19 protein-coding genes are annotated in these 23,322 nt (G+C 72.3%); 11 read left to right on the plus strand and 8 right to left on the minus strand.

All coding sequences use genetic code 11. The annotated features are described in order from the left end of the window. Positions 1–243: 243 nt before the first annotated feature. From msuE to ASG51_RS16925, 6 genes are all read left to right on the plus strand, one after another. Complete coding sequence (gene msuE / locus ASG51_RS16900) at positions 244–834, plus strand: FMN reductase (RefSeq protein WP_056211764.1); 591 nt, start codon at positions 244–246, stop codon at positions 832–834. 13 nt (positions 835–847) lie between these two features. Beyond that, complete coding sequence (locus ASG51_RS16905) at positions 848–1,804, plus strand: aliphatic sulfonate ABC transporter substrate-binding protein (protein WP_056276026.1); 957 nt, start codon at positions 848–850, stop codon at positions 1,802–1,804. A gap of 7 nt (positions 1,805–1,811) precedes the next feature. After that, positions 1,812–2,594 carry an aliphatic sulfonate ABC transporter permease SsuC gene (gene ssuC / locus ASG51_RS16910; protein ID WP_056381973.1) on the plus strand — a complete coding sequence of 261 codons (783 nt, stop codon included), beginning with the start codon at positions 1,812–1,814 and terminating at the stop codon, positions 2,592–2,594. Between the two features lie 54 nt (positions 2,595–2,648). Then, a complete protein-coding gene (locus ASG51_RS16915) occupies positions 2,649–3,491 on the plus strand; it encodes an ATP-binding cassette domain-containing protein (RefSeq protein ID WP_056381975.1) in 843 nt (280 codons plus the stop codon). A 31-nt stretch (positions 3,492–3,522) separates the two neighbouring features. Then, entirely contained in the window at positions 3,523–4,686 is a 1,164-nt protein-coding gene (gene ssuD / locus ASG51_RS16920) for an FMNH2-dependent alkanesulfonate monooxygenase (protein ID WP_056211773.1), read from the plus strand. Positions 4,687–5,018: 332 nt separating this feature from the next. Then, positions 5,019–5,999: a sulfonate ABC transporter substrate-binding protein gene (locus ASG51_RS16925; protein WP_056381978.1), complete on the plus strand. Its 981-nt coding sequence runs from the start codon at positions 5,019–5,021 to the stop codon at positions 5,997–5,999. 6 nt (positions 6,000–6,005) lie between these two features. Here the strand turns inward: ASG51_RS16925 and ASG51_RS16930 are convergent, their stop codons facing one another. The 3 genes from ASG51_RS16930 to ASG51_RS16940 form a co-directional block, all read right to left on the minus strand. Then, positions 6,006–7,241, minus strand: coding sequence for an oxalate decarboxylase family bicupin (locus ASG51_RS16930; RefSeq protein WP_056381980.1), 1,236 nt, complete (start codon positions 7,239–7,241; stop codon positions 6,006–6,008). 125 nt (positions 7,242–7,366) lie between these two features. Beyond that, entirely contained in the window at positions 7,367–10,912 is a 3,546-nt protein-coding gene (locus tag ASG51_RS16935; RefSeq protein ID WP_244480174.1) for a DEAD/DEAH box helicase, read from the minus strand. Positions 10,913–11,085: 173 nt separating this feature from the next. Beyond that, a complete protein-coding gene (locus ASG51_RS16940) occupies positions 11,086–12,579 on the minus strand; it encodes a DUF2252 domain-containing protein (RefSeq protein WP_082501407.1) in 1,494 nt (497 codons plus the stop codon). 546 nt (positions 12,580–13,125) lie between these two features. Here ASG51_RS16940 and ASG51_RS16945 point away from each other — a divergent pair. After that, complete coding sequence (locus ASG51_RS16945) at positions 13,126–14,757, plus strand: alpha-D-glucose phosphate-specific phosphoglucomutase (protein WP_056381982.1); 1,632 nt, start codon at positions 13,126–13,128, stop codon at positions 14,755–14,757. Between the two features lie 112 nt (positions 14,758–14,869). Continuing rightward, positions 14,870–15,640 carry a glucose 1-dehydrogenase gene (locus ASG51_RS16950; protein ID WP_056211782.1) on the plus strand — a complete coding sequence of 257 codons (771 nt, stop codon included), beginning with the start codon at positions 14,870–14,872 and terminating at the stop codon, positions 15,638–15,640. A 188-nt stretch (positions 15,641–15,828) separates the two neighbouring features. Here the strand turns inward: ASG51_RS16950 and ASG51_RS16955 are convergent, their stop codons facing one another. Further along, positions 15,829–16,722 (minus strand): LysR family transcriptional regulator, encoded by an 894-nt coding sequence (locus ASG51_RS16955; protein WP_056211784.1) that lies wholly within the window; start codon positions 16,720–16,722, stop codon positions 15,829–15,831. 96 nt (positions 16,723–16,818) lie between these two features. On the opposite strand from ASG51_RS16955, the gene ASG51_RS16960 reads away from it, so the two are divergent. Continuing rightward, on the plus strand, positions 16,819–17,940 hold the full coding sequence (locus tag ASG51_RS16960; protein WP_056381984.1) for an aldo/keto reductase: 1,122 nt from the start codon (positions 16,819–16,821) through the stop codon (positions 17,938–17,940). A gap of 240 nt (positions 17,941–18,180) precedes the next feature. On the opposite strand, the gene ASG51_RS16965 is transcribed toward ASG51_RS16960, so the two are convergent. From ASG51_RS16965 to ASG51_RS16975, 3 genes are all read right to left on the minus strand, one after another. Next, positions 18,181–18,555: a hypothetical protein gene (locus tag ASG51_RS16965; protein WP_200941355.1), complete on the minus strand. Its 375-nt coding sequence runs from the start codon at positions 18,553–18,555 to the stop codon at positions 18,181–18,183. A 120-nt stretch (positions 18,556–18,675) separates the two neighbouring features. Further along, positions 18,676–20,016: a leucine-rich repeat-containing protein kinase family protein gene (locus ASG51_RS16970; protein ID WP_056381986.1), complete on the minus strand. Its 1,341-nt coding sequence runs from the start codon at positions 20,014–20,016 to the stop codon at positions 18,676–18,678. Between the two features lie 22 nt (positions 20,017–20,038). Then, complete coding sequence (locus ASG51_RS16975; RefSeq protein WP_056381988.1) at positions 20,039–21,091, minus strand: tyrosine recombinase XerC; 1,053 nt, start codon at positions 21,089–21,091, stop codon at positions 20,039–20,041. A 290-nt stretch (positions 21,092–21,381) separates the two neighbouring features. Here ASG51_RS16975 and ASG51_RS23560 point away from each other — a divergent pair, with 290 nt between their 5' ends. Continuing rightward, positions 21,382–21,873: a lipocalin-like domain-containing protein gene (locus tag ASG51_RS23560; RefSeq protein WP_082514056.1), complete on the plus strand. Its 492-nt coding sequence runs from the start codon at positions 21,382–21,384 to the stop codon at positions 21,871–21,873. A gap of 389 nt (positions 21,874–22,262) precedes the next feature. Here ASG51_RS23560 and ASG51_RS16980 read toward each other — a convergent pair whose 3' ends face one another. Next, positions 22,263–22,634, minus strand: coding sequence for an antibiotic biosynthesis monooxygenase family protein (locus ASG51_RS16980; RefSeq protein WP_056352143.1), 372 nt, complete (start codon positions 22,632–22,634; stop codon positions 22,263–22,265). 87 nt (positions 22,635–22,721) lie between these two features. Here ASG51_RS16980 and ASG51_RS16985 point away from each other — a divergent pair, with 87 nt between their 5' ends. After that, on the plus strand, positions 22,722–23,198 hold the full coding sequence (locus tag ASG51_RS16985) for a MarR family winged helix-turn-helix transcriptional regulator (protein WP_056381991.1): 477 nt from the start codon (positions 22,722–22,724) through the stop codon (positions 23,196–23,198). Positions 23,199–23,322: the final 124 nt, after the last annotated feature.

Raw genomic sequence — 23,322 nt, forward strand, 5'->3', positions numbered from 1 at the left:
CATCTCCCGGGGGCGCGCAGTCCGGAGAGATCCTCTCCGCCGTGGCACGCATTCAAAAGAACGTTTCATTGATTCTCGTGCGTGCAACGGGCACGTTTTCGTCAGAACGACGTCACGGAAAACCCGTGGCTGAGCCCGGTTCACAGAGCACAGATCTCTCGAATGTCCAGAGTTGGCCAGCGCTCGTCTTGAGCGATGGCGCCGTCACGTCTGGAGATCTTTGGCGTCCACGAAAGTCACCCTATGTCGCTGCCCCGCATCGTCGGCTTCACCGCCAATCTCCAGCGCCCCTCGAAGACCCGGGCGCTGGCCGAGTCCCTCGCCGAGGCGGTGGGCACGCACCTGCGGGCCGAGATCCGCCTGTTCGACATGGTGGATGCCGGCACGGGCCTCGGGGCCGCCTGGTCGCGGGACCTGCTGCCGCTGCCGGCCCGCCGCATCGTCGAGGCCATCGAGGGCGCCGACGCGCTCATCGTCGGCTCGCCGGTCTACAAGGGCGCCTATACGGGCCTGTTCAAGCACCTGTTCGACTTCGTCGACCCGGCCGCCCTCGTGGGCAAGCCCGTGATCCTCTCGGCCACCGGCGGCGGCCCGCGCCACGCGCTCGTGGTCGAGCATTCCTTACGCCCGCTCTTCGGGTTCTTCAGCGCCCACACCATCCCGAGCGCGGTCTACGGCTCCGACGCGGATTTTCGCGACGGCGTCCTCGTCGACGACGGCGTGAAGGCCCGCATCGCCGACGCCGCGAGCCAGCTCGCGGACCTGCTCCAGGCCCGGGCCGCCCGGATCGCCGCGCCGGAGGCCCCGGTCGCCGCCTTCGCCAGCGCCGGCTGAAGGCGCCCCGCCGATGCTCTCCCGACGCACCCTCCTCGCCGGCGCCCTGGCGGCGGGCCTGCCCGCCCCGTCCCGGGCCGGGGAGGCCGGCACCTTCCGGATCGGCTACCAGAAGAACGGCATCCTCGTCGTCGCCAAGCAGCAGGGCGCCATCGAGCGGGCGCTGAAGCCGCTGGGCGTGTCCGTGCGCTGGACCGAGTTCTCGTTCGGTCCCCCCGTCCTCGAGGCCCTCGGCGTCGGCGCCATCGATTTCGGCCAGACCGGCGCGCCGCCCCCGGTCTTCGCCCAGGCGGCCGGCAATTCCCTCCTGTACGTCGCAGCCCAGGATGCCGGCGGCTCCGGCGAGGCGATCCTGGTGCCGCAGGGGTCGCCCCTCGGGACGCTCGCCGACCTCAAGGGCAAGCGCGTCGCCTTCGCCAAGGGATCGAGCGCCCACTACCTCGTCGTCCGCGCCCTGGAGAAGGCGGGGCTGGCCTACACGGACATCGAGCCCGTGACCCTGGCGCCGGCGGATGCGGCGGCGGCCTTCGCGCGGGGCGCCGTGGACGCCTGGGCGATCTGGGACCCGTACTTCGCCATCGCCGAGCGCCAGCCCGGCACCCGCATCCTGGCCAGTGCCGCCGAGATCGAGAAGCCCACCAACTTCTTCCTGGGCAACCGCGACTTCACGCAAGGCAACGCCCCCGTGGTCCAGGCGGCGGTCGGCGCTCTCGCCGAGGTGGCCGCCTGGTGCGAGGCGCATCGCCCGGAAGTGGCCGCCCTGCTGTCGAAGGGCACCGGCGTGCCCCTCGACGCGACGCAGCGCGCCGTCGACCGCAGCGTCTACGTCATCGCGCCGCTCACCGAGGCGGTCATCGCCGGCCAGCAGCGCGTGGCCGACCGCTTCCAGGCCCTGGGCCTGATCGCCAACCCCATCCGCGTCCGCGATGCCGTGTGGACGCCGCCGGCTCCCCCGGCGAGCAAGGGCTGACCGCAGAATGACCCCGTTTCTCACCACCCGCACCCTCGAGCGCCTGACGCCCTGGCTCGTGCCCGCCGTGATCCTGCTCGGCTGGCAGGTCGCCGCCTCGACGGGCCTCGTCTCCACCCGGTTCATGCCGGCCCCCTCGGGGGTCGTCGCGGCGGGCTGGGAGGCGGCGCGCAGCGGCGAGCTCTGGACCAACCTCTCGATCAGCTTCGCCCGGGCGGCCGTCGGCTTCCTCATCGGCGGCGGCATCGGCTTCGCCCTCGGCCTCGCCAACGGCCTGTCGCGCCTGTCCGAGCGCCTCACCGACACGACGCTGCAGATGATCCGCAACATCCCGCACCTGTCGCTGATCCCCCTGGTGATCCTGTGGTTCGGCATCGACGAGGAGGCCAAGCTCTTCCTCGTGGCGATCGGGGTGTTCTTCCCCGTCTACGCCAACACCCTGCACGGCATCCGCTCGGTGGACCCGCAGCTCGTGGAGATGGGCCGGGTCTACGGCATGTCGCCCACCACGCTCTTCACCCGCGTGGTCCTGCCCGGCGCGCTGCCCTCGATCTTCGTGGGCCTGCGCTACGCGCTCGGCATCATGTGGCTGACGCTCATCGTGGCCGAGACGATCTCGGCCTCCTCGGGCCTCGGCTACATGGCGATGCAGGCCCGCGAGTTCATGCTGGTGGACGTCGTGGTGCTGGCGATCGTGATCTATGCCGGCCTCGGCAAGGCCGCCGACGCGGTCACCCGCCTGCTGGAGCGCCGGTTCCTGGCCTGGAACCCGGCCTACCGGAACGCGTGACGCGGCGGCGGCTCCCCTCCCGAAATCCTCATCTCCCCTTCGACGGTCCGTCCCATGCTCGCCACCGCCCTCCGCGTCCCCGAGGATTCCCCGATCCGCGATCCGAAACCCCGCGGGGTCGCCGCCTCGAAGGCGCCGGCCCGCGCCGCGCCGCCCTCCGCCACGGGCATCGGCGTCACCCTGCGCGACCTGCGGAAGGACTTCGACGGCCACACGGTGATCGAGGGCCTCGACCTGCACATCCCGGCCGGGCAGTTCGTGGCCGTGGTCGGACGCTCGGGCTGCGGCAAGAGCACCCTGCTGCGCCTGATCCTCGGCCTGGAGCAGCCGAGCGCCGGCCGCATCGCCCTCGAGTCGGGCGCCGTGCGCACGCCCCCGAAGCGCATCATGTTCCAGGAGCCGCGCCTGCTGCCCTGGGCCCGGGTCGTGGACAACGTGGCGGTGGGCCTCGGCGAGGGCGGCCGCAAGGCCGAGCGCCGCGCCAGGGCGCAGGCGGCGCTGGCCGAGGTCGGCCTCTCCGAGAAGGCCGGCAACTGGCCCGCGACCCTGTCGGGCGGCCAGCGCCAGCGGGTGGCGCTCGCCCGCGCCCTCGTCAGCCGCCCGGGGCTGCTCGCCCTCGACGAGCCCCTGGGCGCCCTCGACGCCCTGACCCGCATCGACATGCAGGCGATGATCGAGCGGATCTGGCGGGCGCAGGGCTTCACCGCGATCCTCGTCACCCACGACGTCGCCGAGGCCGTGGCGATGGCCGACCGCATCCTCGTGGTGGAGGCCGGCCGCATCGCCCTCGACGTCGCCGTGGACGTGCCGCGCCCGCGCCGGCGGGGCGATGCCGACCTCGCGGCCCTGGAAGGCCGCATCCTCGACCACCTGTTGTCCGAGCGCGCGCCGTCCTGAGCGCCGCCTCCCCGTCCAAGAAAGATTTCCCATGACCGGTCAGACCGACGTTCTCTGGTTCCTCCCGACCCACGGCGACGGCCGCTACCTCGGCGCCCAGGAGGGCGCCCGCGACGTCTCGCTCGCCTATCTGCGCCAGATCGCCCAGGCCGCGGACGAGCTCGGCTATTACGGCGTGCTCCTGCCCACCGGGCGCTCCTGCGAGGATTCCTGGGTGGTGGCCTCGGCGCTGGCGCCCCTGACGAAGCGGCTGCGCTTCCTCGTGGCCGTGCGCCCCGGCCTGCAGGAGCCGTCCATGGCCGCCCGCATGGCCGCGACCCTCGACCGGATCTCGGACGGGCGCCTGCTCATCAACGTCGTCACGGGCGGCGATCCGGTGGAGCTGCGCGGCGACGGCGTCTTCCTCGACCATGACGAGCGCTACGTCGTGACGGACGAGTTCCTGCACATCTGGCGCGGGCTGATGGCCGGCGAGACGGTCAGCTACGCAGGCAAGCACCTCCGGGTGGAGGAGGGCCGGGTGATCTTCCCGCCGGTGCAGACGCCCTATCCGCCGCTCTACTTCGGCGGCTCGTCGCCGGCCGGCATCGAGGTCGCGGCCGAGCATTGCGAGGTCTATCTCACCTGGGGCGAGCCCCCGGCGGGCGTCGCCGAGAAGATCGCCAAGGCCCGCGAAGCGGCCGACCGGAAAGGAAAATCCTTCTCCTACGGCATCCGCCTGCACGTCATCGTGCGGGAGACGGAGGGCGAGGCCTGGGCCGCGGCCGAGAGCCTGATCTCGCGCCTCGACGACGCGACCATCGCCAAGGCGCAGGCCACCCTGAAGCGCCAGGATTCCGTCGGCCAGAGCCGGATGATGGCCCTGCACGGGGGCGACCGCACCAAGCTCGAGGTCTCGCCGAACCTCTGGGCCGGCGTCGGCCTGGTACGCGGCGGCGCCGGCACCGCCCTGGTCGGCTCAGCCGATCAGGTCGCCGACCGGATGAAGGAGTACATCGACCTCGGGATCGACCGCTTCATCTTGTCGGGCTACCCGCACCTGGAGGAGGCCTACCGCTTCGCCGAGCTGGTCTTCCCCAAGCTGCCCTTGCGCGCCACCACCGGCGTCGCGCCTACGAACGCCCGCAACAACGGCCCGTTCGGCGAGGTCATCGCCAACGACATCGTCCCGAGTCGGCGCATCGCGGCCCATTGAGGCGCTGACGTCGAAGGCGCCTCCTCGGCGTCGCCGCCGCTCATCGCGGGCACGACGCGGTGTCCGCGCTCCTCGCCCCGCAGGCGGCGACCGTATTCACGCATCCGCCTCTGCAAGCTCGGCGCGTCCCTCTCCCCCTTGTGGGAGAGGTGAGGAGTGGGGGGCGGGTGACCCTCAGCCGGCCGAGGCTGGCGGAGCCACCCCCACCTCCCACTCCTCCCCACGAGGGGGAGGAGGGCCGCGTCGTGCCGACATGTGGAAATCCGGTCGCCGCAGGCGGGGAGAGAGCCTTGCCGGCGCTCCACCCCACCCCCAGCCCAGAGGACAGTCCCATGCCCGCCGCCACCCACGCGCTCGCGCTCCGCTCCGACGGCACCCGCCGCGCCGGGATCCTGCTCGCCGCCCTGGCCGTGCTGACCTTCGGCGTCCTGCACGCCCGCGCGGACGAGAAGGTGATCCGCATCGGCTACCAGAAATACGGCACCCTGGTGCTGCTCAAGGGCAAGGGCCTGCTGGAGCAGCGCCTGAAGCCGCTCGGCTACCGCGTCACCTGGGCCGAGTTCCCCTCGGGGCCGCCCCTGATGGAGGCGCTGAATGCCGGGGCCGTCGATCTCGGCTCGGCCGGCGAGGCCCCCCCGATCTTCGCCCAGGCCGCCAACCCGGACCTGCTCTATGTCGGCCACGAGCCCGCAGCCCCCAAGGGCGAGGCGATCCTGGTGGCCCAGGACGGCCCGATCCGCACGGTCGCGGACCTCCGCGGCAAGAAGATCGCCCTGAACAAGGGCTCGAACGTCCATTACTTCCTGGTCCGGGCCCTGGAGCAGGCGGGGGTGCCCTACGAGGCGGTGACGCCGACCTTCCTGGCGCCGGCCGACGGGGCCGCCGCCTTCGCGCGGGGCGCCGTGGACGCCTGGGCGATCTGGGACCCCTACCTCGCCTCGGGCGAGCGCAGCACCGGCGGTCGCATCCTCGCCGACGGCACCGGCCTCGTGCCGAACCGCCAGTTCTACCTCTCGACCCGCGCCTTCGCCGCCGCGCACGGCCCGGCCCTCGACGCGACGCTCGCCGCCATCGGCGCGATCGACGCCTGGGCCAAGGACAACACCGACGCGGTGGCGGCCGAACTCGCCCCCTCCGTCGGCATCCCGGCGCCGATTCTCACGGTGGCCCTGCGCCGCCTCACCTACGGAGTCACGCCGCTGAACGCCGAGACCACCGCCGACCAGCAGCGGGTCGCCGACACCTTCCACCGCCTCGGCCTGCTGCCGAAGCCCGTGGACGTCGCCGCGGCGGTGAGGAAGCCCGGGAGTTGAGGCGGCTCAGCCCGGCAGCACCGGCGCCTTGACCGCCGGCAGGCGGTCGAGATCCGCCGGATTGAGGTGGGTGTGCGCCGCCACCAGGGCGTGCGGGGTGAGGGCGAGCCACTGGCGCAGGGAGATGTCCGCGTAGGTCGGGCTGCGGAACATCTCCAGGAAGGTCAGGGGCGTCGGGCCGGTGTTCTCGATGTAGTGGCCCATGGCGAAGGGGACGTAGCCGACGTCGCCGGCCTGGTAGTCGAAGGTGCGGGCCTTCGATTCCGAGCCGAACACCGTCATGCGGCCCTGGCCCGCGATGTAGAACTGCCACTCGTCGCCGTTCGGGTGCCAGTGCAGCTCGCGGATGGCTCCGGGCTCCAGCTCCACCAGGGCGGCCGCGATGGTCTTCGAGGCCTTGAACACCGAGGAATCGGTGATGCGCACGGTGCCGCCCGGCAGGCTGAGGGGGGCCTGGGCCAGCATCCGGTGGCTGAAGGGCTCCGGCACCGGGCCGCTGCCGCCCATCCGGTCCGCGTCGAGGGGGCCGGGCATCGGCCCCGGGAAGATGTAGAGTTCCTTCTCCGGCACGCCCGCGAAGGCGCTCTCCGGCAGGCCGAAATTCTTGGCCAGGATGTCCCTCGGCGTATGCGCCATCCAGTCGGTCAGGAGGAAGGTGGAATCCTCCGAGAACCCGCCATCGTCGAAGACCAGCAGGAACTCGCAGCCGTCGACGCCGTCGGCGGACAGGCCCTGGATCGAATGCGGGATGCCCGAGGGGAAGTACCAGAGGTCGCCCGCGCCGACATCGTCCGCGAAGGTCCGCCCCTGCGCGTCCACCGCGGTGATCCGGGCCCGGCCCTTCAGCATGTAGGCCCACTCGGCCTCCTTGTGCCAATGCATCTCGCGCACCACCCCGGCGCCGAGCCGCATGTTCACCCCCGCCATCGCCTTCGACACCGGCAGTTCGCGGATCGTCGTCTGCCGGGCCCAGCCCCCCTCCTCGAGGCGCATGTGGCTGTCGGCGAAGGACCATTTCAGGTTCGGCATCGTGCCGTGGTCGGTCCGGGGCGGGCGCAGGGTGAAGGGGTCCTGCGCCTCCCGGGCCGGGTTGCGGGGCCCCAGGATCGAGGCGCCGTCCTTGCCCCGGATCGGGCTCTGCGCCCCGGGGGCCGCGGGCTGAGCCTGCGCGCCGGCCACGGTGAGGAGGGAGCCCCCGGCGGCGGTGGCGGCCAGGAGGCTTCGGCGGGACAGGTCGGTCATGGGCAGCGGGTCTCGGGCATCGGGTCGCGTCTGGCGTCCGGGAGCGCCGCTGGGCGCCCCCACGCCCTCGTCAATCGGCCCCGCCGCCGGCCGTTCCGTGCCTCACGGCCTCGTGCGGCGGCCCGTCAGGCCGCCGCCGCGAGGGCGGGCGCCGGGCGCTCGCCCTGCGCCGCCAGGCGCTCCAGGAAGGCGGCGGCGAGGCGCCCGCGCGTCGCCGGGTCGTCGCTGCCCTGGCGCAGGAGCACCCGGTTGTCCTTGCGCACGATATGGGCGTGGGCGGGCACCGGCAGGGGCGGCGCGTTCGGCCGCAGGTCGGCGGCCAGCCCCTGCGGTCCGCCGCTGAGGCGGTGGATGCCGAGCCCGAGGCAGCCGACCCGGAGCCGGGCCAGGGCGATCAGGTCCTCGAAGGCGGCGGGCGGCGGGCCGAAGCGGTCGACCACCTCGCTGCGCAGGGCCTCCACCTCCTCCGGGTTCGCGAGGCGCAGGGTGCGGGTGTAGAGGCTGAGCCGCACCTCCGGCTCGGGCACGTAGTCGGCCGGCACGGCGCCCGACAGGCCCAGCCGGATCTCCGGGTTCCAGTCCTCGGCGGGCTCGCCCTTGGCGGCGCGCAGGGCCAGGTGCAGCAGGTGCTGGTAGAGCCCGAGCCCGATGAGCTTGACGTGGCCGGCCTGGTTCTCGCCGACGAGGTCGCCCGCCCCGCGCAGGTCGAGGTCCCGGGCGCTGATGGCGAAGCCCGCGCCCAGGCGGTCGAGGGCCTCCAGCGTCCGCAGGCGCTTTTCCGTGGCGGGCGTCAGCGGCCGGTCGGGGCGGCTCAGCAGGTAGACCACGCCGCGGCGCTGGCCGCGCCCGACCCGGCCGCGCAGCTGGTGCAGCTGCGACAGGCCGAAGCGCTCGGCATCCCAGACCAGCATGGTGTTGGCGCGCGGCACGTCGAGCCCGCTCTCGATGATGCTGGTGGCGAGCAGCACGTCGCCCTCGCCGTCGGCGAAGCGCACCATCACGTCGTCCATCTCGGCGGCGTTGAGCCCGCCGTGGGCCACCCGGGTCTGCAGGTCCGGCACCAGCTTGGCGAGGCGCGCCGCCATGGGGGCGATGTCCTCGATGCGCGGGCAGACCACGAAGCTCTGGCCGCCGCGCCGGTGCTCGCGCGTGAGGGCGTCCCGCATCGCCTCGTCCTCGAAGGGCCCGATCACGGTGCGGATGGGCTGGCGCACGGAGGGCGGCGTGGCGATGACGCTGAGGCTCTGGAGTCCCACCAGCGCGCTCTGCAGGGTGCGGGGGATCGGGGTCGCGGTGAGCGTGAGCACGTGGCCGTCCCCCGCCGCCTCCCGCAGCCCCTGCTTGATCTTGGCGCCGAAGCGCTGCTCCTCGTCGATGACCATCAGGCCGAGATCGGCGAAGCCCACGCCCTTGGCCGCGAGGCAGTGCGTGCCGACCACGAGGCGGATCGTGCCGTCGGCCAGCCCCGCCTTCACCCGCTTGGCCTCCGCGGCCGAGACGAGGCGGGAGAGGTGGGCGACCTCGAGGCCGAAGCGGGCGAAGCGCCGGGTGAAGGTCTGCACGTGCTGGCGCGCCAGCACCGTGGTCGGGGCGACGATCGCCACCTGCTTGCCGGCGAACACCGCCGCGGCGGCGGCTCGCAGGGCGACCTCGGTCTTGCCGAAGCCGACATCGCCGCAGACGAGGCGGTCCATCGGCCGGCCGGAGGCCAGGTCCGCCATCACGCCGCTCACCGCCGCCGCCTGGTCGGCGGTCAGGGCGAAGCCGAAGCCGGCGGCGAAGCGCTCCATCTCGCGCTCCCGGGGCACCAGGACCGGTGCCCGGATCGTCCGGCGCTTCTCGGCGTCCGCCAGCATCACCCGGGCGGCCCGGGCCATGCAGGCCTCCGCCTCGAGGCGGCGGCGTCCCCAGCTTCCGCCCTCCAGCTTGTCGAGGGTCACGGCCTCCACCTCGGAGCCGTAGCGCCAGATCCGATCGGCCTGCGAGACCGGCACCATCAGGATGCCGTCGCCGGCAAAGCGCAGGCGCAGGGCGTCCTCGCTCCCGCCCTCGCCGGTGCTCACCGCCTCCAGGCCCTCGAACACGCAGAGCCCGTTGTCGCGGTCCACGGCGACGTCGCCGATGCGCAGCTCGACCTCGCCGATGGGCAGGATGGCGCTCGGGCCCCCGGCCGCCACGGTGGCGGCACGGGCGCCGAAGAGGTCGGCGGCGGCGACCACCGCCACCCCCTCGCCGGGCACCCGGAAGCCCGCCTCGATCGGGGCCTCCAGGCTGAGGAGCGCGCCGGGCTTGGCCGCGACGGCCTCGGCCCAGGCCCGGACCGTCCGGGCCTTGCGGCCCAGCGCCCGTTCGGCGATGCGGACGAGGCGCGCCAGGGGCTCGGCCGGTCCCGTGAGGAGGATGCGGTCGCCCGCCTTCAGGCGCTCGCGCAGGGTCTCGGCCAGGGCCGTGTTCGGCCGGGCCTTGCGCACGAAGGCCGGCATGGTGAGATCCTCGGCGCCCTCCGCCTCGGCCTCGGCGACCCGGCGCGCCGCGAGCTGGGCCGCCCAATCCGCGGGGCTGAGGTAGAGGCCGCCATCCTCGGCCCCGCCGCGCCGGGACCGGGCCGCGGCCTCGCGGCCCTCGTCGATCTGCTCGAAGAAGGCCTGTGCCCGCTCCTCCGCTCCGTCCTCGACCACGAGGCGCGCGTCGGGCACCTGATCGAGGACCGTGACGAGGGACGGGTAGAACCGGGCGAGGCCGTGTTCCTGGCCGGTGAAGGGCGCGAGCCGGCTCTCCGAGCCCTCGGGCAGGAGGATCTCCGTGGCGGGGTCGATGACGAGCAGGTCGGCATCGGCCAGCGAGCGCTGCGAGACCGGATCGTAGGAGCGGATCGCGGTGACCCGGCCCTCCTCGTACTCGATGCGGCAGGGGCGGTCGGCGGCGGCCGGGAAGACGTCCACGGTCCGGCCCCAGACCGCGACCTCGCCGGGCTCGTCGACCCGGTCGTCGAGGATGTAGCCCAGCCGCTGCAGGAAGGCGGAGACGGCGGAGGGATCGAGGGCGTCGCCGACCCGGACCTCCAGGCGCGCCTGTGCCCAGGTCTCGGCCGGGGGCGCGCGCTGGATCAGGGCGGGGGCGGTGGTGAGGACGATGTCGGGCAGGGCCGCGGTGTCGGTGAGCCAGCGCAGCACGCCGGTGCGCGCGCCCATCACCCCGCGCGAGGGCGACGCCCTGTCGTAGGGCAGGCAGTCCCATTCGGGGTAGATCGCGACGCTGCGCTCGGGCGACAGGGCGCGCAGGATCTTGGCGATGACGTCGAGCCGGTGGCTCTCGCGGGCCATGTGGATCAGGGGCTTGCCGGTCCGCGTCAGGTCCAGGAGGGCGACCGCCAGGGCACCGGTGGGCACCAGGGGCGCCACGATCTCGGGGCCGGCCGGGGCGGCCTGCGCCGGCGCCGCGGCCGGACGGCCCGCACCGGTCCCCTTCCCAGATTCCTTGCCGGCCCCCTTGCCGGCCCCCTTGCCGGATGCGGCGTCGGAAACCGTCTCGGCCGGTGTCCCCGAGGCCTTGCGGGAGGCGGGTTTCGGCGCCGCCTTGGCACGCGGCCCCTGGGGCGACGTCTTGGTCGGCCGCTCGACCGTTTTCTTGGCCGTTTCCTTGCCCGGTTCCTTGGCCGATCCCCCGGCCATTTGCTCGGCCGATCCCTCGGCCGTCGCGGTCGAAGCGGAAGACGACGCGGTCCTGCGTTTTGCCATCTGGGGTGTGCGCTGCCCGGCTCGAGGAGAGGACTCGGGAAACGCGGCCGGAGGGTCCGGGCTCCGTTCTTTCGCCCGCCGTCCCCAGTTTGTCGCAGGCCTGTGGATCACATCTCCGGGTCGGGCGCCGCCTCCAGGCGGCCCTGCGCGATGGCGGCCTGGAAGGCGGCGAAGTCGGCCTCGTTCTGGTCGCCGTAGGCCAGGGCCCAGTCGGCCAGGGCCTCGCGCAGGTCGCACTGGCGGTCGCGGCCGCAATAGCCCGCGATTGCCGCCGCATCCCCGGTGCGGGCATGCGCCCGCGCCAGCAGGGCGCCGTAGGCCCAGGAGAAGTAGATCAGCGGCTGGCCGGTGAGGCCGGCCACGGGGATGTCGCCCTTCATGTTCTTCATCTGGCGCACGTAGAACGGCCGGCCCTCGATGGTGGTCCAGCCCAGCAGCGGGTCGCCTACCGCCTGGAGCAGGCGCTGGCCGTAGATCACCCGCTCGCCCTCGTGGTCGCCGTAGGCGTCCGGCATGCCCGCGAGGTAGGGGGCATGGGCCGGCGTCACCGCCTCCTTGACCTGGAGGAAGAGGACGTCCTGGTCGGAATTCCCGCACAGGAGCGCCACGTAGGCGCGGGTGCCGACGCTGCCGACCCCGACGACCCGGTGGGCGACGTCCACCACGTGGTAGCGGCTGAGCATGAACCGGCGCTCGCGCGGCAGGGTCTCGGCATAGTGCTCCAGCCCGCCGATCACCGCCTCGCGGGTCTCGGCATCGACGCTCGTGAGGATCGGGGGGGCCGCCTTGAAGCGCCAGCCGCCGTCGGTGCGGCGCTCGCCGACCCGGGCGAGCAGGCTCTTGTTGTGCTTCTTGCGCGCCTTCTCCACCGCCTTGGCGATGACCGCCTCGGAATGGGTGTCGATGGTGAGCCCGGCGAAGTCGAGCTGGTCGGCCCGGGCCGCCTGGTGCCAGACGTCGAGGGGTCCCTGCGGCGCCAGCTCGGTCATGGTGTGCTGGTAGCCCGCCACCGCCGCGAGGGCGGCCTCGCGGCGCTCGGCCTTGGCGACCCCGTCGGTGCGCGCCGCCACCTCGATGCTGGCGGCGAGGCGCTTCAGGTCCCATTCCCAGGGTCCGATCGTGACCTCGTCGAAGTCGTTGAGGTCGAGGACGATGTCGCGCTGGGGCGTGCCGAACAGGCCGAAATTGGCCAGGTGCGCGTCGCCGTTCATCACCACCGCGATGCCGCTGCGCGGGGTGTGGGCGAGGTCCCAGGCCATGACGTGGGCGGCCCCGCGCAGGAAGGCGAAGGGCGAGCTCGCCATGCGGGCGACCCGGAGCGGGATGAGGTGCGCCTGGCGCCCCTCATGCGCCGCCTCGATCAGCGCGACGGGGTCGGGCCGGTGGGCGGGCGGCGTCCAGGCCGCGTGGGCGGCGTGCGGCACCGCCTCGCGCAGGGCCTTGCCGGCGTGGCGACGCTTGTCCCAGGGCTCGCCCGCCTCGCGCAGGTTGATGCGCGGGATGTCGGCGAGGGGCGCCAGCAGGATGTCGTCGGCCTCCGGGCGGACCTCGGTCGCGCTCGACCCGTCAGCGCGCAGGCTGACATCCTGGGGGCATTCCATGCACGGTCCTCACACGCGAATTCGTGAAGGACAAATCTTGACCGTTTGGGATCGTTCCCGGGGCAACACGTCTCAGGACCGGGATTCATCCCGGCGCGCAGCGTCGGGACGCGGCTGCGAAAGGCGACGTCGGCAAGGGGCGTTGCGGCGGCCGGCGTTCAGGCCCGGTCGTCCGCCCTTGGGCGGGAGGGCGAACCCCGATGACGCGCCGCGAGGGGGCTGGTCGTTCAGGATGGAGGCCGGGGTCCGGATTTGAACCGGACGTACGAATCCTTGCGGGGATCCTGGCTCGACACTCACCCACCTGGCCGAGATCCAGGAAGCATGGAATCCGCGACGCGGCAAGGCGGATGTGCTTCGGGAACGCTGGCGTTGTCATCGCTCTCTGAAGACCATCCCCGTCCGCGACGCTGTCCGAAGCGTGCGTGGTCGCCCCCCATCGGCGCGAAGCTTGCCCCGAAGGCCGGCTCCCCTGCGGGCCGGCGCCGATTGACCCGCAGCGGCAAACCGCGTTCTTGAGCGCGGCGATTCAGGAGTGCTTGAACGATGTCCGCAACGACCGTCCCGACGACGCCCTACGACGACCAGAAGCCGGGCACGTCCGGCCTGCGCAAGAAGGTGCCGGTCTTCCAGCAGGCGCATTACGTCGAGAACTTCGTCCAGGCGATCGTCGACTGCATTCCCGATCGGGCGGGCGCCACCCTGGTGCTCGGCGGCGACGGGCGCTTCCTGAACCGCCAGGTGGTGCAGACCACCCTGAGGATCGCCGCCGCCAACGGCTTCGCCCGCGTGCTGGTGGGCCAGGGCGGCCTGCTCTCGACCCCGGCCGCCTCCTGCGTCATCCGCAAGCACGGCGCCATCGGCGGCATCATCCTGTCGGCGAGCCACAACCCGGGTGGCCCCGAGGGCGATTTCGGCATCAAGTTCAACACCGCCAATGGCGGCCCGGCCCCCGAAAGCGTCACGGCGGCGATCCACGCGCGCACCAAGGCGCTGACCGAATACCGGATCGTCGCCGGGCCCGACCTCGACCTCGACACGATCGGCGAGACCCGGATCGGCGACATGACCGTCGCGGTGATCGACCCCGTCGCCGACTACCTCGCGCTGATGCGCGAACTCATCGACTTCGACGCGATCACGCGCCTGTTCGCCGGCGGCTTCCGCATGCGCTTCGACGCCATGAGCGCGGTCACCGGCCCCTACGCCCACGCCATCCTGGAGGGCGTGTTCGGCGCCGAGCCGGGCACCGTCCTCAACGGCACGCCGCGGGAGGATTTCGGCGGCCACCACCCGGACCCGAACCCGGTCCACGCCCACGACCTCTACGAGCTGATGCTGAGCGCCGACGCGCCGAACCTCGGCGCGGCCTCGGACGGTGACGGCGACCGCAACATGATCGTGGCCCCCGGCCTGTTCGTGACCCCGAGCGACAGCCTGGCGATCCTGGCCGCCCACGCCCACCTCGCCCCCGGCTACGCTCAGGGGCTCGCGGGCGTCGCCCGCTCGATGCCGACGAGCCGGGCTCTGGATCGGGTGGCGGCGTCGCTCGGCATCGCGGCCTACGAGACCCCCACCGGCTGGAAGTTCTTCGGCAACCTGCTCGATGCCGGCCTCATCACCCTCTGCGGCGAGGAGAGCGCCGGCACCGGCTCGAACCACGTCCGCGAGAAGGACGGGCTCTGGGCCGTGCTGATCTGGCTCAACATCCTGGCGGTCACGGGCAAGCCGGCCGACGCCGTGGTGCGGGACCACTGGGCCACGTTCGGACGCGACTACTACACCCGGCACGACTACGAGGAGATCGATTCCGAGGCCGCCAAGGGCCTGATGGAGGGCCTGCGCGCCAAGCTCGCCAGCCTGCCGGGCCAGACGCTCGGCTCCCTCACCGTCGCGGCGGCGGACGACTTCCGCTACGTCGATCCCGTCGACGGCTCCGTCACCGAGCAGCAGGGCGTGCGCGTCACCTTCGCGGAGGACGCCCGGGTGGTCTACCGCCTCTCCGGCACCGGCACGGCGGGGGCGACCCTGCGGGTCTATATCGAGCGCTACGAAGCCGCCCCAGATCGGCTCGAATTGCCGGTGGCGGAGGTGCTGGCCCCGGTGGTGGCGGTGGCCAACGCGCTGGCCGACATCGCCGCGCTCACCGGCCGCGCCGCGCCGAGCGTCGTCACCTGAGGGGCGCACGCCCGCACGGGCGCCCGTGATCCGGCGTCGCGGCCCGGAACAGGGCCGGGCGCCGGTCCCTTGTCCCCGCATCGATTCGAACGGTGCGAGGAGACGGGCTCACATGACGCTGGAAGGCAAACGCGCGCTGATCACGGGCGCGGATTCGGGAATCGGACAGGCGACGGCCGAGCTGTTCGCCCGCCAGGGCGCCGACGTGGCGATCACCTACAACACCGACGCGGACGGTGCCCGCGAGACCGCGCGCCGGGTCGAGGCGGCGGGCCGCCGCTGCCTCGTGATCCAGAACGATGTCGGCGATCCGGCCTCGGTGGCGGCGACCTTCGCGCGGGTCGCGCAGGATCTCGGCGTGCTCGACATCCTGGTGAACAATGCCGGCCAGGCGATGAGCGGCATGCCGGTGGCCGAGATGGACGACGGCAAGCTCGAGCAGATCCTGCGCGTCAACCTGATGGCCCCGGTCTTCTGCGCCCGGGCCTTCATCAAGGTCCGCCGGGCCCAGGGCGGGCGCGGCAAGATCGTCATCGTCTCCTCGGTGGCCCAGCACCTGCCCACCCCGGAGAGTGCCCCCTACGGCATGTCGAAGGCGGGCGTCGGCTCGCTGTGCCGCAGCCTGGCGCGGGAGCTCGCCGAGGATCGGATCAACGTCAACAACGTGGCGCCCGGCCTGATCGAGACGCCGATGACCGCCGACCGCTTCGAGAACCCGGACAAGCTCGCCCAGTCCCTGGAGCGCATCCCGTGGCACCGGGCCGGCCAGCCCGACGAGATCGCCAAGGCGATCCTCTACCTCGCCTCGGACGATGCCGACTACGTCACCGGCCACACCCTGGTGGTCGACGGCGGCCTGACCATGCAGTGGGGCGGCGCCTGAGGGGGTGACGGGGGCCGCGGGGCGGCCGCCCGGGTGGGCGGCGCCTGACGCCCGGTCCGGTCCGGGTCGGGCCGGACCTCGTCGGCCCGCCCCGCGCTCCGGCGGCCGGAAGGCCGGCGGAGCGCCCTGTGGCGAGATCGCGACGAAGCGGTCGCGAGGACACCCGCGTCGCGCCGGACCCCGGCCGGTCAGGCTTCGGGCCGACGCAGGGCGTCGATCAGGGCGCGAAGCGTCGGCGTCGCCTGCCGGCTCGGATGGTAGAGGTGGTAGCCGGGGAAGGGCGTGCACCAGTCCGCCAGAACCTGCACGAGGCGGCCCGCCGCGATGTCGGCGGCCACGTCCTCCTCCAGCATGTAGCCGAGCCCGGCCCCGGCCCGCACCGCGGCCCCCGACAGGTCCGCATCGTTGACGATGAGCTGCCCCTTGGCCCGCACGCGCACCTCCTGGCCGTCGCGCGCGAACTCCCACGGCAGCAATCCCCCGCCGCCGACCAGCCGGTAGTTGACGCAGTTGTGCGCGTCCAGGTCGGCCGGCGTCTCGGGCCGCGGATGGCGCGCGAAATAGGCGGGCGTGCCGACCACCACCGTGCGCAGGTCCGGCCCCAGCCGCACCGCCACCATGTCCCGCTCCACCGACTCGCCGAAGCGGATGCCGGCGTCGAACCGGTCCGCGACGATGTCGGCCAGGCGATCGTCGATGACGACCTCGACCGAGACGGCCGGATGGTCGAGGAGGAAGCGCGGCAGGGCCGGCTCGAGCACGCGGCGTGCGGCCGAGGAGAAGGTCGTCAGCCGGAGCGCACCGGACGGCGCACCGCGCCAGTCGGCGAGGGCTGCAAGGCCGCCTTCGATCTCCGCCAGCGCCGGGGCCAGCGACCGCACGAGCCGCTCGCCCGCCGGCGTCGGCGCGACGCTGCGCGTGGTGCGCGCCAGCAGCCGAACCCCGAGCCGTTCCTCCAGCCCGCGGACGGCGTGGCTGAGCGCCGAGGGCGACAGGCCGAGTTCCGCCGCCGCACGCGTGAAGCTGCAGGTGCGCGCGACCGCCGCGAAGGCCGCGAGATCATCGAGTGTGCCTCGTCGCATTGCTGAATTCCACTCACAGACCCTTGCCGATGAATCCGGCTAATCCCCCTGGGCCGGTGGCCTTATCCTGGGTGATAGCAGCAAGGATATGCAACAATGGACCTCACGCATTACCGTACGCTCGGCCGCTCCGGCCTGGCGGTCAGTCCCCTCGCGCTCGGCACCATGACCTTCGGGACGGTGCGCTGGGGGCTGGACGAGGCCGGCAGCCGCGCTGTGTTCGATGCCTATCGGGAGCGGGGCGGCAACTTCGTGGACACGGCCGACGTGTATGCCGGGGGCGAGGGCGAGGCGATGCTCGGGCGCTTCATCCGCGCGTCCGGCATGCGGGACGGGATCGTCCTCTCGACCAAGTCGGGGTTCGCGACGGGCAACGGTCCGCACGCGGGCGGCAACGGTGCCAAGCACGTCCACGCGGCGCTGGAAGGCTCGCTGCGCCGTCTGCGAACCGACTACGTCGACCTCTACTGGGTGCATGTGTGGGACGGGGTCACGCCGGCCGAGGAGTTGCTGGAGACGATGGCCGGTCTCGTGCGCGCCGGGAAGGTTCGCTATTGGGGCGTGTCGAACACGCCCGCCTGGTACGTTGCCACGCTCGCGACGCTGGCCGCACGACGCGGGCTGCCGGGGCCGATCGCCCTGCAGTACTTCTACGCCCTCGTGAACCGGGACGTGGAGGACGAGCACATCCCGCTCGCCGCCGCATTCGGCCTGGGCGTGGTGCCGTGGTCGCCGCTCGCCTACGGGCTGCTGAGCGGCACGTACGACCGCGCGACGGTGGAAGCGGCCGGACCCCGCGCGGGCGGCCTGCCGAGGGATGCGGCGGCGTCGGGCGAGGCGCGTCCCGCCGGCGACAAGCGGCTCGATGGGGCCAATCCGTTCGGCGACAGCCTGTTCACGCCGCGCAACTGGACCATCGTCGAAGCGGTGCGCCGGGTGGCGGAGGCCATCGGGCAATCGCCGGCGCGCGTGGCGCTCGCCTGGGTGATGGGGCGACCGGGTGTGACCGCGCCGCTGATGGGCGTGAGCCGACCGGCGCAGGTGGCCGACAACATCGCTGCGCTCGATGTCGTGCTCGCCGCGGAGCATCGCGCCGCGTTGGAGGCGGTCAGCGCGCCGGCGGAGCCACGCCTGATCTACGGCCTGTCGCGAGCGCCGTTGCGGCAGGCGGTCGTGTTCGGCGGCGCGCGGGTTCAGGCCTCGGGCGAGGCGGCCTGAGGCCCATCCCGTCCCGCCCACGCTCCCGCGCCCTGAGCGAGCACCGCTCGATCGGACGGCCAATGTCCGGCGTCATGGCGGTGCGCCCCTAGAGCGGACGGTCGGCCGGGGCGCGTCCCGGGCCTCGAAGGCCGTCCCCCGGGAGTCTGTCAGGCTCATCCTGAACCCGACAGACCCTCGAGTCCTGTCCGGTCGTTGGTCTTTTCGGGAGAACCGGTTTCCCCGAATCCCGGACAACCGCTAGCGCGGGTTCTGCCAGGTGGTCGCGGCAGGGGCGGTGGTGACCGGGGCGAGGCTGCCGGTGGCGGCCGGGGCGGCGGGGCGGACCGGCGCGGCGCGCTCCTCGGCCACCCGCAGCTTGGGCGGGGCGACCGCGGCCCGCCGGGCGGCGCGCACCCGGCGGCGGCGCGGGCGGGGGCTCTCGGCGGTGGCGCCGATATAGCCGCCGACGATGCCGCCCACGACCGCCCCCACCGGTCCGCCCACCAGGGCGCCCGCCACCGCGCCGGTGCCGACGCCCACCGTGGTCTTGCTCGCGGCCATCGCGGCCTGCGGGGCCGCGAGGGCGCCGAGGAGCAGCAACGCGGAAGTAAATGCCTTCATGATCCCCGTCATCCCTTGATTCCGGCTGCGGTCCCTGGCGGGCCACCGTGACGAAATCGGGGCCGCTTCGGGCCGGGGCGCGGGTTTGGCCCGCCGGGACTTGCGCCGGGCGGCGCCTGTGCTTTCCGCACATCAGTCGTCGCGGCCGGCCCCCGTCGTCGCGGCCGGCAGAAGGGCGAGGAGATCCGAAAAGTCCGGGCGCGCCGCGATGTCGGGCCCCGTGCAGGCCCGTTCCAGGTCGCGCCAGGGCCCGGAATCGAGGCGCGCCAGGGTGAGGAGCTCGCCCAGGAGCAGCCCCCAGGCCCGCATCTCGATCCGGCGCAGGGCCGCGCCGGCCGGCCCCGCGGGCAGGGTCGAGGCGGCGCCGAAATCGCTGACGACGGCGGCGCCGTCCGTGCCGTCCCACAGGATGTTGTGGCCGTAGAGGTCGCCGTGCAGGATGCCGCGGGCGTGGAGATGGGCGCAGGCCTCCGCGGCGGCGCGGGCGATGCGCAGGGCCGCCGCCGGCGTCAGGGCGAGGCCCGGGGCGTAGACGTCGCGGCTGCAGCTCTCCAGGCTCGGCGGCCCGGCGAGCACCCGCCAGTCCGCCGGCAGCAGCGGCATCAGCAGCCCCTCCGCGCCCGCCGGGTGGTCGACGAGGCGCCCCAGGGCGCCGGTGAGGTGCGGGTGCGCGCCGGCCGCGAGGCAGGCCGCCATCTCGCGCTCGGGCAGGCCGTCGCTGGTCATGGCACCCTTGAACAGCTTCAGGGCGACCGCCTCGGCCGGGGCCCCGCCGCGGCGCCAGAGCGCCCGGTGCACGCGGCCCGAGGCGCCCTCGCCGAGGAGGTCGCCCGGTTCGAGATCGCGCCAGGACACGCCCGGCACGTCGCGGCGCCCGGGCGCGTCATCGACGGGATTGCCCGCGAAGGAGGTCCAGGCCAGGGCCGGCAGGGTGGTCAGCCAGGGCGGCAACGCCTCCAGGCGGTTGGCGGCCAGCCGCACCAGCTCCAGGTTCGGCGCCCCCGCCAGGCTCTCGGGCAGCTGGGTCAGGGCGTTGCCCGAGAGCATGAGCTTCTGCAGGTGCGGGCGCTGCCCGAGGGCGTCCGGCAGGGCGGCGATCCGGTTGTCCGTGAGGGTGAGCCAGCGCAGGGCCGGGGGCAGGGCCTCGCCCGGCACCTCCTCGAGCCCGGTGCCGCGAAAGCCGACCTGGCTCAGGGACGGGCAATCCCCCAGGACCGGCGGCAGGCGGGTGAAGCGGCTGCCCGAGCAGAACAGCACGCGCAGGTGCCGCAGGCGGCCGAGATCCGCCGGCAGCGCGTCGAGGTGGCTGCCGCTGAGGTCCAGGAGCTCGAGGGTGTCGGCGAGGCCGAAGACCTCGGGCGGGAATTCGGCGAGGCCGGGGGGAAAGCGCAGGGCCCGGGCCCCGGCGCAGTCGCCCCGGCGCAGGGAGGCCAGCAGGGCGGCCAGCGGGTCGGCCAACGGGTCCTGGGTCATGTCGGGGGCGCGGGGAGCCGGATCATGCCGCCGGTTCTAGCGCGGGTGGGGGACCGGGCGCACGGCTTTTCGCGCGCAGGGCCGCGGCCCGGCCGGCGCCGGCGCGGGGATGGGCGGCGTCGAAGGCTTCCATCAGGCGGGCGGCGTCGACCTTGGTGTAGAGCTGCGTCGTGGCGAGGGAGGCGTGGCCGAGCAGCTCCTGGATCGCCCGCAATTCGCCCTGGCGCGCCAGGAGGTGGGTGGCGAAGGAGTGGCGCAGGGCGTGCGGCGTCGCGCTCGGGGGCAGGCCCAGCCCGCCCCGCATCGCCGCCACGGCGTACTGGATGATCCGCGGCGAGAGCGGGCCGCCCTTGGCGCCGACGAAGAGCGGGCCGTCCGGCGCCAGGGCGTAGGGACAGGCCGCCACGTAGTCGGCCACCGCCGCCGCGACCACCGGCAGCACCGGCACCATCCGGGTCTTGCCGCCCTTGCCGAGCACGGTGACGGAATCGGTGCCCGGCACGGGCGCGTCCTTCGCCCGGATCCCGAGTGCCTCCGAGATGCGCAGGCCCGAGCCGTAGAGCAGGGCCAGCACGGCGGCGTCGCGCGCCAGCACCCAGGGTTCGCGGGTCTCGCCGGCCCGCAGCTCCGGCCCGGTCATCGCCCGGGCGGCGTCGATGGGGATCGGGCGCGGCAGGCGCCGCTCCACCTTGGGCGAGCGCACGGCGCCCAAGGCTGCCACGGTGCCGTGGCCCTGGCGCTCGAGGTGGCGGGCGAAGGAGCGCAGGCCCGCCAGCGCCCGCATCAGCGAGCGCCCGCCGACCCCGTCCGCCCGGCGCGCGGCCATGAAGGCGCGCACGTCGCGCGGTTTCAGGGCGACGAGCTGGGCGATGCCGGGCGGGCCGTGCCGCCCGGCGCGATGGGCCAGGAACTGGCGCAGGTCCCGGGCATAGGCCTCGACGGTGTTGGGCGAGAGGCGCCGCTCCCGCGCGAGTTCGTCCTGCCACGCCCGGGCTTCGGCGCGCAGGGCCGCATCGCCGGGAAACGCCAGGGCGTCGGCGGGGAGCGGGGCGGGACCGGGTGCGGAGGATGCCATCCGGCCACTGAAGCCCGAGAGGCGTTGACGCTCCGTTGCCGAGGGGGCGCGGGGTGGCGGAATCTGACTGCCGGGGAGGTCGGCTTCCGACCCTTTGCAGAAGCCGACAACGTCCGCTTCCAGGTTGCTAATTAGACAGAAGCCTACGACCGGCACGGGTGGAGTTCTGCCAAACTGGTTTCGAATGACAATTCTCAGTCCCAGTCATTCGATAGAGTGGATGTGAGTAAAGTATCGATCCATAGTGCTGTGGTTCGCATGCTGCGAATTGACAGCAACAGGAGCAGGATATGAGAATAGTTGCTACGGCCGTGGCGTGCTTCGTAAGCGCTTCCGGAGCCTTCGCATTAGATGCACAGGACATCCACGGGACGTGGCGCCTTTCGAGTGCTACCCGGAAGATCGTGGATACCAATGAGGTAATCGACGCTTATGGTGGTCCTCGGCCAACCGGCTGGATCAACTATGGGAAAGACGGGCGCATGATGGTGATTTGCGCTTTCGAGGGTCGCGAAAAACCTGCGGCAAACGATAAGATGACGGATGAGGATCGGGTCCGCCTCCACAAGACGTTCTTTGCTTACGCAGGCACCTTTAAATTCGACGGCAAGAAAGTCACACATGCCATTGATACGTCGTGGAATGAGGTTTGGACAGGTACGTCACAGGTCAGAGAAGTCGAGTACAGCGATAATAAACTCACACTGGTCACTCCGCCCTTTAAGTTCAATGTCGACGGCAAGATGAGCGTAATCACGCTTGTTTGGGAACGGTATCCTTGAAACTTGAGGTTTTCAGATTCTTTTTGTCCTATAACGCCAAGCGAAATCTGGTTTTTCGAAGCATTGCGAGCGATCCGTGCGAAAGCACTTGTTACGTCCGTTTTAGCAACAGGGTGGATCAGCGCTCAGGGTGAGGTTTAAGTGTGGAGAGGAATGTCCGCTTCGGCGAGAAAGGCCAAGGGCGGCTTCCCACCCTTCTCAGACCCTTGGAAGGTCCGCTTCTCGGCAGCTACGTCGAGGATGACCCACGTCCAGGGTGGTGGATTTCCGACGGTCCGCTTTGGGAAGTGAGGGCCGAGAAAGTGGCCCTCACTCGATCGAGCAACCGCAGTGATCAGCCTTCATCCGCGTTCTCGAAGAGCAGTGTCCTGATCTGGGCCCATGAGGCGTCAGGCGATGCAAATGCCGGGAACCTCGACCTTACGGAACAGATGGGGGCTCGCCCTCGCGCTCTCTGGATACTCCGAGAGTTTCGCCCGAAACTCGGGGTTGGCGAAGGCGGCCCGGAAATGGGCGACGGACTGCCAAACCGCATAGTTCAGAAAGGCACCGCTTCCCGCGATGCCGCGATGAAGCTGTGTCGAGATGAAGCCCGGCTGCCGTTTCATGATCGCCGCATCGCGGCTCCAGACCTCCAGAAGCGCGTCCGCGTCCTCTGGCGGGACGACGAAGGTGTTGATCAAGACGATCGGACCAGCCTCCTCGTCGGCCAACTGGTCGGCGAGGGTCACGGTGCTGTCCATTTCGATGAACGTCGACATCGGGTGCTCCCTGGGCATGCAGGCCAATGAGTTGCCTTCGTGATGCCTACATGACATCATGATGTCAATAGGGCGGTGATCTCTGCGATGTCCGAAGTTTCTCGCTCCGCTGAAGCGCTGACCGATCTCGTTCTCACGCTCTTCCGGGTCAACAACGCGACGCTGATCTGGGGCGACCGCCTGGTCGAGCCCTTCGGGCTCACCAGCGCGCGCTGGCAGATCATGGGGGCCATCGCCTATGCAGATCGGCCGCAGCCGGTGGCTTGGCTGGCCCGGGACCTCGGCGCGAACCGGCAGAACGTGCAGCGCATCGTCAACGAACTCGCCAAGGACGGCTTGGTGGCCTTCGAGACCAACCCGCACCACAAGCGCGCACAACTCGTAGTTTTGACGACGGCAGGTCGGCACGCCTACGAAGCCGCCGTTCGGGCTTGGTTTCCGGCGGCCGGCGACTTGGCCAAAGACATCCCTTCCGACGATCTCGCCACGGCGCTGCGTGTTCTCGGAATGCTGCGTAACAGGCTCGCGGAGAGCGGCGCCGATGCCGAGGACCGGAGCGCGTAGCTCACGGTCGGCTGACGCCCCCGACGCCCCGGGTATCGTCCACAAGGACGGCTGCTTTCAGGGATCGCTGGCGGAACGTCCGCTTGAGGGCGAAGGGGCAGGGTCTGCTCCCCACCCATCACCG

The organism is Methylobacterium sp. Leaf465, assembly GCF_001424705.1.
Taxonomy (GTDB): Bacteria; Pseudomonadota; Alphaproteobacteria; order Rhizobiales; family Beijerinckiaceae; genus Methylobacterium.

Excerpts from the sequence above, each read along its gene's own strand:
- msuE (WP_056211764.1), top strand. The coding sequence starts at position 244 with ATGTCGCTGCCCCGCATCGTCGGCTTCACCGCCAATCTCCAGCGCCCC.
- ASG51_RS16905 (WP_056276026.1), top strand. The coding sequence starts at position 848 with ATGCTCTCCCGACGCACCCTCCTCGCCGGCGCCCTGGCGGCGGGCCTG.
- ssuC (WP_056381973.1), top strand. The coding sequence starts at position 1,812 with ATGACCCCGTTTCTCACCACCCGCACCCTCGAGCGCCTGACGCCCTGG.
- ASG51_RS16915 (WP_056381975.1), top strand. The coding sequence starts at position 2,649 with ATGCTCGCCACCGCCCTCCGCGTCCCCGAGGATTCCCCGATCCGCGAT.
- ssuD (WP_056211773.1), top strand. The coding sequence starts at position 3,523 with ATGACCGGTCAGACCGACGTTCTCTGGTTCCTCCCGACCCACGGCGAC.
- ASG51_RS16925 (WP_056381978.1), top strand. The coding sequence starts at position 5,019 with ATGCCCGCCGCCACCCACGCGCTCGCGCTCCGCTCCGACGGCACCCGC.
- ASG51_RS16930 (WP_056381980.1), bottom strand. The coding sequence starts at position 7,241 with ATGACCGACCTGTCCCGCCGAAGCCTCCTGGCCGCCACCGCCGCCGGG.
- ASG51_RS16935 (WP_244480174.1), bottom strand. The coding sequence starts at position 10,912 with ATGGCCGGGGGATCGGCCAAGGAACCGGGCAAGGAAACGGCCAAGAAA.
- ASG51_RS16940 (WP_082501407.1), bottom strand. The coding sequence starts at position 12,579 with ATGGAATGCCCCCAGGATGTCAGCCTGCGCGCTGACGGGTCGAGCGCG.
- ASG51_RS16945 (WP_056381982.1), top strand. The coding sequence starts at position 13,126 with ATGTCCGCAACGACCGTCCCGACGACGCCCTACGACGACCAGAAGCCG.
- ASG51_RS16950 (WP_056211782.1), top strand. The coding sequence starts at position 14,870 with ATGACGCTGGAAGGCAAACGCGCGCTGATCACGGGCGCGGATTCGGGA.
- ASG51_RS16955 (WP_056211784.1), bottom strand. The coding sequence starts at position 16,722 with ATGCGACGAGGCACACTCGATGATCTCGCGGCCTTCGCGGCGGTCGCG.
- ASG51_RS16960 (WP_056381984.1), top strand. The coding sequence starts at position 16,819 with ATGGACCTCACGCATTACCGTACGCTCGGCCGCTCCGGCCTGGCGGTC.
- ASG51_RS16965 (WP_200941355.1), bottom strand. The coding sequence starts at position 18,555 with ATGACGGGGATCATGAAGGCATTTACTTCCGCGTTGCTGCTCCTCGGC.
- ASG51_RS16970 (WP_056381986.1), bottom strand. The coding sequence starts at position 20,016 with ATGACCCAGGACCCGTTGGCCGACCCGCTGGCCGCCCTGCTGGCCTCC.
- ASG51_RS16975 (WP_056381988.1), bottom strand. The coding sequence starts at position 21,091 with ATGGCATCCTCCGCACCCGGTCCCGCCCCGCTCCCCGCCGACGCCCTG.
- ASG51_RS23560 (WP_082514056.1), top strand. The coding sequence starts at position 21,382 with ATGAGAATAGTTGCTACGGCCGTGGCGTGCTTCGTAAGCGCTTCCGGA.
- ASG51_RS16980 (WP_056352143.1), bottom strand. The coding sequence starts at position 22,634 with ATGTCGACGTTCATCGAAATGGACAGCACCGTGACCCTCGCCGACCAG.
- ASG51_RS16985 (WP_056381991.1), top strand. The coding sequence starts at position 22,722 with ATGTCCGAAGTTTCTCGCTCCGCTGAAGCGCTGACCGATCTCGTTCTC.